This is a genomic window from Burkholderia sp. YHN3-13 (assembly GCF_055810675.1).
The window spans coordinates 1-12,605 of record NZ_JBVVNQ010000009.1; the positions used below are offsets into that span (position 1 = coordinate 1).

6 protein-coding genes and 1 pseudogene are annotated in these 12,605 nt (G+C 66.4%); 5 read left to right on the forward strand and 2 right to left on the reverse strand.

Translation table 11 applies throughout. The features are described 5' to 3' along the window. Nucleotides 1-541 precede the first annotated feature (541 nt). From AC0KUR_RS20455 to AC0KUR_RS20465, 3 genes are read left to right on the forward strand one after another with little or no spacing between them, the layout of a single operon-like run. On the forward strand, nucleotides 542-748 hold the full coding sequence (locus AC0KUR_RS20455; protein ID WP_234743363.1) for a type II toxin-antitoxin system VapB family antitoxin: 207 nt from the start codon (nucleotides 542-544) through the stop codon (nucleotides 746-748). Then, nucleotides 745-1,128 (forward strand): type II toxin-antitoxin system VapC family toxin, encoded by a 384-nt coding sequence (locus AC0KUR_RS20460; protein WP_234743364.1) that lies wholly within the window; start codon nucleotides 745-747, stop codon nucleotides 1,126-1,128. Before AC0KUR_RS20455 ends, AC0KUR_RS20460 begins: the two co-directional genes overlap by 4 nt. Nucleotides 1,129-1,171: 43 nt before the next feature. Further along, a complete protein-coding gene (locus tag AC0KUR_RS20465; RefSeq protein ID WP_234743365.1) occupies nucleotides 1,172-1,423 on the forward strand; it encodes a hypothetical protein in 252 nt (83 codons plus the stop codon). On the opposite strand, the pseudogene AC0KUR_RS20470 reads toward AC0KUR_RS20465, so the two are convergent. Beyond that, nucleotides 1,420-1,620, reverse strand: a pseudogene (locus tag AC0KUR_RS20470) (transposase domain-containing protein); the annotation flags it as partial. The gene AC0KUR_RS20465 and the pseudogene AC0KUR_RS20470 sit on opposite strands and share 4 nt — an antisense overlap. A gap of 620 nt (nucleotides 1,621-2,240) precedes the next feature. Then, nucleotides 2,241-3,113, reverse strand: coding sequence for a slipin family protein (locus AC0KUR_RS20475; RefSeq protein WP_473376359.1), 873 nt, complete (start codon nucleotides 3,111-3,113; stop codon nucleotides 2,241-2,243). Nucleotides 3,114-3,440: 327 nt separating this feature from the next. On the opposite strand from AC0KUR_RS20475, the gene AC0KUR_RS20480 reads away from it, so the two are divergent. Beyond that, nucleotides 3,441-3,893 (forward strand): type II toxin-antitoxin system HicB family antitoxin, encoded by a 453-nt coding sequence (locus AC0KUR_RS20480; protein ID WP_234743366.1) that lies wholly within the window; start codon nucleotides 3,441-3,443, stop codon nucleotides 3,891-3,893. 62 nt (nucleotides 3,894-3,955) lie between these two features. After that, on the forward strand, nucleotides 3,956-12,583 hold the full coding sequence (locus AC0KUR_RS20485) for a GH36-type glycosyl hydrolase domain-containing protein (RefSeq protein ID WP_234743367.1): 8,628 nt from the start codon (nucleotides 3,956-3,958) through the stop codon (nucleotides 12,581-12,583). Nucleotides 12,584-12,605: the final 22 nt, after the last annotated feature.

Below are 12,605 nucleotides of genomic sequence, written 5' to 3' on the forward strand. Positions count from 1 at the left end.
CAGGTGCGCCTGCGCGGCGAGCATGATAATAGAGACATCAGGCGGGCGGGATGGCGTGCGGGGTCGCCTGGTATCCGACCCAGGAGAACGAATATTCGATCAATTTGACATAATTAACATTATCACATATATGGGGTCGGAGTCATAATTAATGCTCCAGACCTTGCGCTCATTTCGGTTTCCGGCTGCACCGAAATAATATGCCTCCAGTCACAACAACCTTTCGCGGCCGGGATTTGTGCAGTAGCGCGCTGCACAATTACCGTGGTGACACGACAAGACTGACGACAGCCCGTACCTGCCTTGGTATGCGGATTCGAGCACGGATGGCCGCGCAGCGTGTTGACCATAACACCCGCCCAGACGTGCGCCAGCAACGTCGTGACGAATTTTCGCCAGCCGCGACTGTCTTCGTATTCGGCTCTGGCCCACGAAAGTGTCACGGCCCCAGTTCAGGCCGGCGGGCGATCCGTTTATCAGCGACTGAGCTGCTATTGAATTGATGCTATAATTGATGCGAAAATGCATCGAAGGAGGCATCATGCGTACCACCGTCACCGTCGACGACACTCTCTATGCGCGCGCACTCGAACTCGCCGAACCGGGCATGCCGCCGGCCGACCTGTTCCGGGCGGCACTTGAAACCTTCGTGCGTGTTCAGGCCGGTCAACGCCTAGCCGCCCTGGGCGGTCGCGCGCCCGACATGGCAGATGTCCCGCGCCGCGCCGCTGAGGCAACCGCCCGATGAGTGTCTTGGTCGACACGTCCGTGTGGGTCGAGCATTTCCGGCGGCCACTCCCGGCACTTATCCAACTTCTGCGCGTCGATAGCATCCTTACACATCCGCTGGTGATACTTGAGCTCACGTGCGGGACACCACCCGAACCGCGGGCACGAACGCTGGGAGATCTCGCGTTATTGCGCCAAACGCGCCTCGCGACGCCAGGCGAAGTAGCGGACTGGATCGAGCGGGAACGGCTGTATGGGCGCGGATGCGGTGCCGTGGATTGCACGCTGCTTGCATCGGTGCTGTTGACCCCGAGCACCCGGCTCTGGACGCGTGATCGGCGGCTCGCGCAACTGGCAGAGCGATTCGGGGCCCAATACGTACCGCCTGACCTGCATTGAGCGTAAGCGTGGCACCGACACCGTATTGCTTTAGCATGGCGGCTTGGAACAAGCCAGCGAGAACGCAAACGCTTTTCTGGTTCCTGCATCCGGTAGCGATCCCGATGCCGCTGCCAAGCGTTGGTTACAGAAGCACTGGCAGGTCATTTTCGAACGCATGCTCGAGGACTGGTATGTCGACGAGCGTCTATGGCCGCAAGGTCGTACGCTCAAGCTATTCAAGGAGTGGTGCGAGATCCGCATGCACTCGATTGTCCTGGATTGCGCCGAAGCGCCGATCTCGTACGAGGACTAAGCCAGATCCTGTGCCAGATGCCAGGGCAGCAGGTCATCAATCCGGTTGATCGGATGATCCGCAATGCGCGCCAGCACATGGCGCAGATATGCTTCCGGATCGACGTCATTGAGCTTGGCGGTGACAATCAGGCTGTAGATAGCGGCAGCGCGCTCGCCACCTGAGTCTGCCCCCGCGAACAAGTAGTTGCGCCGTCCGATAGGGGGTAACCTTGATCTCCGTGCAATTTTCCGGTTAGAGCGATCTGGACTGCATGCGGGGTTACGCCCCGCCGCCTCTAAGTATTTTTTTAAAATCAAATGGTTGCTGTCTGTTTTTCAAGCCAGCGGGCTACAGACATACCATCCAACCAACGAGTAACAAGAAATGAAGGCACGGAAAAGGGCGCGTGGGTCGCCCGCAAGGTGATGCACCGTCATCGCAACGCTTGTCGGCTCGGTTGCCGACGCGAACGAGGCGAATTTCGTAGCAACAGTCGCCTGGCGCGTCGACGGCATCGTCTCGGTGACGAACCAGTTGCAATTCGACGATCAGCCTTTGTGAGGTGAACGCGGCCACTATCTTCTTGCAACGATATGTTCATGGCGGTCATCAATCGATGCTATGTGAGGATCCACGGCCGACCTCGAATGAGAGGGGGACTCGCCCCCGCCACGACCAACCCCGCGTTGTAACGTGATGAAGCAATTTCCGCCTCCTGCCTTCGGTGAAGTATTCGCAACAGTCTCATCATCAAATCGTGTGGGGTACCCCCCGCTCTAGCAATGTTCGGGCGATCTGCGCAAGGCGTCGCGGGGGAGTGAATACGAGCTAGCGATCACGCTGCTGTCTTGAGCGCAGGCGCCGGTGCGGCGCCCGCCGCGTCATACCCGGCAATCGCAAGCGCGAGCACGGGATTCAGGCTGTCAACCATCGCACTGGGGATCAGGATCGTCGCGCCGCGTTCCTTCGTCGTTTCGTAGATGATGTTCATCGCTCGCAACTGAAGCGCACCTGGATGATTTTCGTAGACCTGCGCCGCTTCGACGAACTTGGTCGCGATCTCGGCCTCCGCCGAGCCGAGGATCACCCGTGCCTGCTTTTCGCGCTCGGCTTGCGCCTGGCGCGACATCGAATCCTGCAGCGCGACTGGGATCGCAACATCGCGGGTCTCGACCGAGCGGACGGTCACGCCCCAATCCACGGTCTTTCTGCCGATCTCGTCGCGCAGGTGCATGTCGGCCGCCTTGCGATCCGACAACAAGGCAGCCAGCATCGATGCCCCGATCATTTCCCGCAGCGAGGTTTGCGCAACGCGGTCGATTGCTTGCCGGTAGTCGGTGATGGCGAGCGCGGCTTTCTGCGCGTCATGGACGTGCCAGAAAATCACGGCGTCGACGTTGACGGGCACGGTGTCCTTGGTCAGCGCTTGTTCGGCGTTGAAGGCGGTGGTTTGAATGCGTTCGTCGATGATCGCGACAACATTGTCCAGGATTGGAATGATCATGAAAAAACCGGCACCCTTGACGCTTTGCAGCTTGCCAATCCGCAGGATCACGAACTTCTCCCAGACGTTGGCGACCCGCACGGACAGTGCGATCAGGACCGCGACGATGAAAAGGAGGGCCGCAAGATACAGGTGGCCCCACGCGCCGATGGCGAATGCCGCGAGGACGAACGCGGCAGATAACACGAGTGTGATGGGATTCATGGTGACGCTCCGTTTCGGTGACGACAACCTGGCGCATGAGCGATGAGGCGCACTGCATCTCGGGTCGTCTTGGGCGTTCTGGCAACAAGGGCAGAAGCCCTGATGCGAGCGTGCGCCCTAACGCCATGCCGATCGGTACGGTGCCGTACCTCGATCGCGCGCGCTGCGCTTGCGTGACCGGATAGCGAAATATCGGGTGATCCGGTGTGTGAATGACGTGCAGCGCACCACGAGACGCTTCCCGGAGACTGTTCTTCAGCGTACCGACTCGACGAGCCTGCGCGATGCACGATGACGTTCGTCACGTTCTTCAGCGGGGAGCGGTTCATGAAATATCCGATCTACATCACGCAGCATGGGCAGCCCCGCTATCGCGGCGCGCTTCCGGATTTCCCCGAGGTCGGCGTGGAGGGCGACTCGTATGGCGAGCTGCAAGCGGCCGCCGAGCAACGGGTCATGGCCCGCTACGACCGCTCCGCGCGTCTCGTTCCGCCACCGACCACGGACATGTCGGTATTGCAGGCGTCGGAAGTCGATGCCGAGGACGGGATCTGGCGGTTCATCGATCTGGACCTGAGCCGGATGACGTCGAGTTCGGTGCGCATCGAGCTGTGCTTGCCGAAGCGCATCGTGCACGACATCGATCGGACGGCGAACGCGCTGCATACGACTCGCGATGCCTTCGTGTCGCTGGCGTGCGAGAACGCAGCCGTCCAATCCACGCAGCACGGGGCGTTGCGGTGCGAACCCGTCGCGAAATCGCTGTCGGAAGCGGCCTGACGGCCCGGGCGTGCCGGGCATGAAGCCGCTGCGGATGGTGCGGCGATGGGGGAGGAAGCGCCTTGAAGATTCACGTTGCGCGAGTGTCGCGACGCCGGACATCGCCATGGAGCAATGCCCGGCCGATTCGCGAGGAGTTCTTCGGCGAGGAGCGACTGGCGCAGCATGCGGGCAGCCTGGCTCGCGCGCAGAAGGTGCTGCCCGGTGTGGCAGCGGGCCCGTCGCTCGCCACGCGGCTGAAGGACAACGCGGATCATCTGCTGAAGGCCTACCGGAACACGGCGGCCGCAGACGCACGCGGCGAAGAAATCACGCCTGCGGCAGAGTGGTTGCTCGACAACTACTATCTTGTCGCGGAACAGGTGCGGCAGATCCGGGATGATCTCTCCCCGCGTTATTACCGGCAACTGCCCAAACTCGGCAACGGCCCGTTCGCCGGTTATCCGCGCGTGTTCGAGATCAACTGGGCCTTCGTCGCCCACACCGACAGCCGTTTCGATCCCGATGCGCTATGTCGTTTCATGCTTGCCTATCAGGCCGTGGAACCGTTGACGATCGGCGAACTGTGGGCGGTGGCGATCACGCTGCGGATCGTGCTGATCGAGAACCTGCGACGGCTCGCGGATCAGATCATCGACGACCGGCGCGCGAGACTCGACGCCGACGCGCTCGCGGATCGCCTGCTCGGCGAGGGCGGCCAGGCGCGGGTCGCGGCGGAGCCGCTCGTCGCCAATTACGAGCAGGCCGTATTGCACGATGCGTTCGCGGTGCAGCTGATTCAGCGGCTGCACGATCCCAATCCGGCCGTCGCGCCGGCACTGGCGTGGCTGCATCGGCACCTGGCGGCGCGCGGCGCGACGCCGGACCAAATTGTCGCGTCCGTCAACCATCAGCAGGGCGCCGCCAGCCTGACCGTGCGCAACGTGATCACCAGCATGCGGCTGATTTCGGAGGTGGACTGGACCGATCTGTTCGAGCGCGTCAGCCTGGTCGATCAGGTACTGCGCAGCCACCCAGGCTTCGCGGAGATGGATTTCCCCACGCGCAACCTGTATCGCGACGCGGTTGAAGCGCTGGCCCGCGGCGCACCCGTCAGCGAGCTCGAGATTGCCCGCCGCGTCGTCGCCGATGCGGCGGCGCAGGGTGCAGGCTGCGGGCCGGCCGCCGAGACGGATCCAGGTTACTACCTGCTGGCGAACGGCCGCGCCGCGCTCGAAGCGGAGATCGGCTATCGGCCGCCCGTCGCGTTGTGGCTGCGGCGCCTGACACGCCACGCCGGTCTCGGCGGTTATCTCGGCCGGATCGGGCTGATCGTCGCGCTGCTGCTGGCGGGCATGCTGGCGTGGCTCACGCGTGTCGAACCGCCCGGTCACTGGCTGATCTGGCTCGGCGTCGCCGGCCTGCTACCCGCGCTGGATGCCGCGGTCGCGCTCGTCAATCGCGGCGTGATGCGCGATGTCGGCGCGAAGATCCTGCCCGGCCTCGCATTGCTCGACGGCATTCCGCCGGACCTGCGCACGATGGTCGCCGTGCCGGTGCTGCTGACAACGGAAGCTGTGCTCGGCGAGCAGATCGAGCAACTGGAAATTCATCATCTGGCGAGCCCCAACGGCGCGCTTTACTTCGCTTTGCTCTCCGACTGGATGGACGCGTCCACGCCGCACGCCGACAGCGACGACAGGTTGCTGGCATCCGCGACGGAGGGCATCGACCGGTTGAATCGCCTTTATCCGGCTGCGCCGGGCGAAGGCGAGCGCTTCCTGCTGCTGCACCGCAAGCGCGTATGGAACGACGGCGAACGGTGCTGGATGGGCTGGGAGCGCAAGCGCGGCAAGCTGCACGAGCTGAATCGATTGCTGCGCGGCGCATCGGACACGACGTTCATCGCGGCGGCCGGCCGGACGCCGCACGTGCCGCCGGACGTGCGCTACGTGATCACGCTCGATGCCGATACGCGGTTGCTGCGCGATACCGTGCGCCGCCTGGTCGGCAAGATGGCGCATCCGCTCAACCGGCCGGTATTCGATTCGGCGAGCCGGCGCATCGTCGGCGGCTACGGCGTCCTTCAGCCGCGCGTCACGTCCTCGCTCGCGAGCGGCGACGAGGGTTCGCTGTTCCAGCGCGTGTCGTCGAGCGCGCACGGCATCGATCCTTACGTGTCAGCCGTATCGGATGTCTATCAGGATCTGTTCGACGAAGGATCCTATGCGGGCAAGGGCATCTACGACGTCGACGCGTTCGAGGCGGTGCTCGCCGGTCGCGTGCCGGAGAACGCGGTGCTCAGTCACGATCTGTTCGAAGGTATTTTCGCGCGGGCCGGACTGGCGTCGGATATCGAGGTTGTCGAAGCGTCGCCGTCCCGCTACGACGTCGCCGCGAGCCGCCTGCACCGATGGGCGCGCGGCGACTGGCAGCTCCTGCCCTGGTTGCTGTTCGGCCACGAACCGTTGACGGCGGTCGGCCGCTGGAAGATGCTGGACAACCTGCGCCGCACACTCACGGCGCCCGCCATGCTGGTCGCGCTACTGGCCGGATGGATGCTGCCGCTCCCCGTATCGCTCGCCTGGAGCGCCTTCGTGCTGGTGACGATCGCGCTGCCGTTCCTGTTGCCTGTATTGAGCGGGCTGGTGCCGCGCTGGCGGCGCACGCACGTGAAGATGACCACGCGCAGCGTGCTCCATGCATGGTCGATGGAGTTGCGGTTCGCGTTGACGCGGTTCGGCCTGTCGATCGTCATGTTGCCGCAGCAGGCGTGGTCGATGGGCGACGCGATCGCGCGTACGCTGTTTCGTGTGGCGATCAGCCGTCGCCATCTGCTCGAATGGACCACGGCGGCCGCAGCGGGTGCGCGCGACCGGCGGACCCTCGCGCCCACCTATCTGCAAATGCGCGGCGGTGTGACGCTCGCGCTGCTTGTCGCGGCTGCCAGTCTGATGGCGGGCTGGCGCCTCGATCGTCATACGGGCTGGCTGGCCGTGCCGTTCGTACTCGTCTGGCTTGCCGCGCCGGCGATCGCGTATTGGCTGAGCCGCGCACCACGGTCGGCGGGCGAGCTGCCGGTGGCCCCGCACGATGCGCGTCAACTGCGGCGCGACGCGCGCCGGACCTGGCGTTATTTCGAGACGTTCGTGACGGCGGACGATCAGATGCTGCCGCTGGACAATTTCCAGGAGGACCCGAAGCCCGTCGTCGCGCACCGGACTTCGCCCACCAACATCGGGCTATACCTGCTGTCTGCCGTCAGCGCCCGCGAGTTTGGCTGGCTCGGTACGCTGGACGCGGTATCGCGGCTGGAGGCGACCGTCGCGACGATGCGACTGATGTCACGCTATCGCGGCCACTTTTATAACTGGTACGACACGCGCGACCTGCGGCCCCTCGAGCCGAAGTACGTGTCGTCGGTCGACAGCGGCAATCTTGCCGGCCACCTGATCGCCCTCGGCAACGGTTGCCGGGCCTGGGCGAATCAGCCCGCCGGTGTGGGGTGGCAGGCCGCGTACGAAGGGATCGGTGACACGCTCGCGCTGTTGCGCAAGGCCGTGTGCCGCGATGGCGATGCCCGGACGACCTTGCACGGCGAATTCGAGCAGGCCGCGACCGAGCTGGATGAGACGCTCGCCGCGCCGGCCCGGGAAGTCGGCGCCCCGGACGGCCCCGCAGCGCCGGAATGGTCCGAGATCACGATCCTCACCGCGACGGTCGCCGATGTCGCGCGCGCGCTGACGGACGAGGTCGGCGGGGTGCGGCGCGGCGACGTCGACGACGTGCTGTTTTGGGCGCAGGCGCTGGAGCACGCGGTGCAAGGGCATTGCCGCGACGCGACGCGCACGCCGGACGAAGCGGACGTGCTGAACAAGCGCCTGCATACGCTGGCCGATACCGCGTTGCAGATAGCCTATGCGATGGAGTTCGGCTTTCTGCTCGACCCGGTGCGCAATCTGCTGTCGATTGGTTACGCGGTGGGCGACGGGCGGCTCGATCCGGGCAACTACGATCTGCTGGCATCGGAGGCGCGCCTCGCGAGTTTCGTCGCGATCGCGAAGGGTGATGTCCCGGCGCGGCACTGGTTCCGGCTCGGCCGCCTGGCGACGCCGATCGGGCACGGCGCGGCGCTGATCTCGTGGTCGGGATCGATGTTCGAATACCTGATGCCGTCGCTCGTGATGCGCGCGCCGGACAGCAGCCTGCTCGCGCGCACCAATCAGCTGGTGGTGCGTCGCCAGATCGCCTACGGCGACGGGCTGCGCCTGCCGTGGGGCATGTCCGAATCGGCGTACAACACACGCGACATCGAGCTAACCTATCAGTATTCGAGCTTCGGCGTGCCGGAGTTGGGGCTCAAGCGCGATCTCGACCAGAACCTGGTGGTCGCGCCCTATGCGACCGCGCTCGCGGCGATGGTCGCGCCGAACGCCGCCGCGCGCAACTTTGAGCGGTTGCGTGCAGCCGGCGCGTGCGGGCGCTTCGGCTTCTACGAAGCGCTCGACTACACGCCCGCGCGCGTGCCGGAAGGCATGCCAGTTGCGATCGTGCGGGCATTCATGGCGCATCACCAGGGCATGTCGATCGTGTCGATCGCCAATGCACTGCTGGGCGGGCGCATTCGCGCCTTCTTCCATGGCGAGCCGGCCGTGCGCGCCACCGAGTTGCTGTTGCAGGAACGGGTGCCGGGCCGGGTCGCGGCAGGGCGGCCGCGGGTCGACGCCAGACCCGCCGGCAGGATGCATGGCGTCGACGCCGGCGTTGCACGGCGCCTGCTGTCGGCGGACGATCCCGCGCCCGTCACGCATCTGCTGTCCAACGGCCGCTACGCCGTGATGCTCACGGCCGCGGGCTCCGGCTACAGCCGCCGCGACGATCTGGCCGTCACGCGCTGGCGGGAAGACGCGACGCGCGACGATTGGGGTAGCTATCTGTATCTGCGCGACGCCGAGAGCGGCGAGGTCTGGTCGGCCACGTGGCAGCCCACCGGCGTGGTGCCGGACAGCTACGAAGTGACGTTCACCGAAGATCGCGCCGAGTTCGTGCGTCGCGACGGCACCTTGACGACGTCGCTTGAGGTGGTGGTATCCGCCGAGGACGATGCGGAAGTGCGGCGGGTGTCGGTGGCCAATACCGGCTCCCGGCCACGCGTGATCGAATTCACGTCCTACGCGGAAATCGTGCTCGCTCCGCCCGCCGCCGATCACGCCCATCCCGCATTCTCGAAACTGTTCATCGAAACCGAGTACGTGCCGGCGTCTGGCGCGATTCTGGCGACGCGGCGCAAGCGCGCGCCGAACGAGGCGGAAGTTTGGGCCGCGCATCTGGCCGTGACCTCCGGCGAAACCGTCGGCGCGGAAGAATTCGACACCGATCGATTGCGCGTCATCGGACGCGGGCGCAGCGTTCGCCTGCCGCTTGCGCTGACCGAACAGCGTGCGCTGGGCGCTTGCGAAGGCGCGGTACTGGACGCGGCGTTCACGCTGCGGCAGCGGCTGCGCATCGAGCCGGGCGCGAAGGCGAGCATCGTCTATTGGACCATCGTCGCGGATTCGCGCGCGCAGCTGCTCGACCTGATCGACAAGCATCGCGACGGCGAATCGTTCGCGCGGGCGGCGATGCTCGCGTGGACCCAGGCGCAGGTGCAGCTGCGGCATAGCGCGGTGAGCCTCGACGAGGCCGCGTTGTTCCAGCAACTGGCCGGATACATGCTCTACAGCGATGCGTCGATGCGGCCGGGGTCCGCCGCGCTGATACGACATGCGGCAGCGGTGTCCGCGGCGGGCGGCGTGGGCGCGGCGCCGCTATGGACCCATGGCGTATCGGGCGATCTGCCGATCCTGCTGGTGCGGATCGACGACATCGAGCACATCGCGATGGTGCGGCAGCTGATCCGCGCGCACGAGTACTGGCGGATGAAGCGGCTCGAGGTCGATCTGGTCATCATCAACGAGCGCGCGGCGTCGTACGTGCAGGATTTGCAGGCGGCGCTCGAGGGGCTGGTGCGGACCCGGCAGCAGCCGGACGAAGCCGGGCGCGGCAGTATTTTCGTGCTGCGCGAGGATCTGATGGCGGCCGCGGCGCGCGCGCTGTTTCCGGCGGTCGCGCGCGCCGTGCTCGCCGCGCGCAACGGCCGGCTGGTGGACCAGTTGCGGCGCCTCGCGGGTTCACCGCTGCCCACGCGACCGGATCCCGCGCGCGCGCCGCTGCCGCCGCCCACGATTGCGCCGCCGAAGGGCGCGCAGGCCGGCGCCGGTCTCGAGTACTTCAACGGAATCGGCGGTTTCGCGCGTGGCGGCCGCGAATACGTCGTGATCCTGCAGCCCGGTCAATGCACGCCGATGCCGTGGGTCAACGTCGTCGCGAATCCCTCGTGCGGCTTCCTGACGTCGGCGGAGGGGGGCGGCTATACCTGGGTGACGAACAGCCGCGAGCATCCGCTGACGCCGTGGTCGAACGACCCGGTCACCGATCCGCCGAGCGAAGTGTTCTACATCCGCGACGACGAGACCGGCGTGCGCTGGGGGCCGCAAGCGGCCTCGATCGGCGACGACGCGCCGGGCGCGACCGCTTTCGTGGCGAGTCATGGCCAGGGCTACAGCCGGTTTGCGCATTCCGCCGCCGACGTCGCCGTCGAGTTGCTGCAGTTCGTGCCCCTGGCCGATCCTGTCAAGATTTCCCGCCTGACCTTGCGCAACCTGTCCGACCGGACTCGCCGGCTGTCCGTCGCAACCTATGCGGAGTGGGCGCTGGGTTCGTCGCGCAGCGTCGCGGCGCCGCACACCGCGAGCGAGATCGATCAGCCGACCGGAGCGCTGTTTGCCCGCAACGACTGGAGTCAGGTGTATCGCGGCAGGGTGGCGTTCGCCGATTTATGCGGCCTGCAAACCTCGTGGAGCGCGGACCGGCGCGAGTTCATCGGCCGCAATGGCGTCCTGAGCGATCCCGCCGGTTTTCCGGGCAGGGCCGGCGCGTCGCCGTTGTCGGGCCGCGTCGGCGCCGGGCTCGACCCGTGTGCCGCGTTGCAGACCACGGTCGATCTCGAACCCGGCGGCAGCATCGAAATCGTCTTGCTGCTCGGCGAGGGCGCCGACGCGGCAGCGGCGCGACAGTTGATCGCGCATTACCGTCAGGCGGATCTCGACGCGATATTCGCCGCCGTGACGGCGTTCTGGGACGAGACGCTCGGCGCGATCCAGGTCGAGACACCGGACCGCGCGATGGATCTGATGCTGAACCGCTGGCTGCTGTACCAGACGCTGTCTTGCCGGATCTGGGCGCGTGCGGGCTTCTATCAGGCGAGCGGCGCGTACGGCTTTCGCGACCAGTTGCAGGACGGCATGGCGCTCGCCATCGCCCGCCCGGCCCTGGCGCGCGAGCATCTGCTGCGGGCGGCGGCGCGCCAGTTTCCGGAAGGCGACATGCAGCACTGGTGGCTGCCGGAAAGCGGCAGCGGCGTACGCACACGGATCTCCGACGACCGCGTCTGGCTCGCGCATGCGGTTGCGCACTACGTCGACGTCAGCGGCGACCGCGCGATTCTCGATGTATCGATCCCGTTCATCGACGGACGACCGCTGGCCGCCGACGAGCAGGACGCGTTCTTCATCCCGCGCATCTCGGAAACGAGCGCGTCGCTGTTCGAGCATTGCGTGCGCGGACTGGAGGCCAGTCTCGCGCAGGTCGGCGAGCATGGCCTGCCGCTGATCGGCACGGGCGACTGGAACGACGGCATGAACCGGGTCGGCGAAGCCGGGCGGGGTGAAAGTGTCTGGCTCGGGTGGTTTCTGCATGCGACGCTCACGGCGTTCGCCCCGCTCGCGGCGGCGCGCGGCTCGGCCGACCTGGCGGCGCGCTGGTCGACGCGTGCCGCCGCGTTGCGCGATGCGCTTGCCGATGCGGGATGGGACGGCGCATGGTATCGGCGCGGCTACTTCGACGACGGTACGCCGCTCGGCTCGGCCGGCAACGCCGAATGCTCGATCGACGCGATCGCGCAGTCGTGGAGCGTGCTGTCGCGCGCGGCGGACCCGATGCGCGCCGCTCAGGCAATGGACGCGCTGGAAGCGCAGTTGATCCGCCGCGACGATGGCCTGGCCCTGCTGTTCGCACCGCCGTTCGATCGTTCGTCGGTCGATCCCGGTTATATCAAGGGCTATCCGCCGGGCATCCGGGAGAACGGCGGCCAGTACACGCATGCGGCCACGTGGTCGGTGCTCGCGTTCGCGCAAATGGGCGACGGCGATCGCGCCGCGAATCTGTTCGCGCTGCTCAATCCGGTCAATCGCAGCCGCACGCGCAGCGGGGCGAATCGCTATCGGGTCGAGCCGTACGTGGTCGCGGCCGACGTATATTCCGTCGCGCCGCATGTCGGCCGCGGCGGCTGGACGTGGTACACCGGCTCGGCCGGCTGGCTCTATCGCGCGGGCGTCGAAGGCGTGCTCGGTCTGCGCAGGCATGGCGACATGCTGTCCATTCAACCGTGCATCCCGCTGTCCTGGCCGGGCTTTAGGGCCACGCTGCGTCACGGCGCGTCGCACTACGACATCGTCGTCGAGAATCCGGGCGGCGCCAGCGGCGGCGTGTCCCGCCTCGTGGTCGATGGCGTGCGGCTCGCCGCCGGCGAAGCGGCGGTGCGGCTCGTGGACGACGGCCGCCGCCACAGCGTGGTCGTGACGCTGGGGGCGGCGCAAGCGGTGCTTCTGTGACGCGGCAGATCGGCATCCGCGC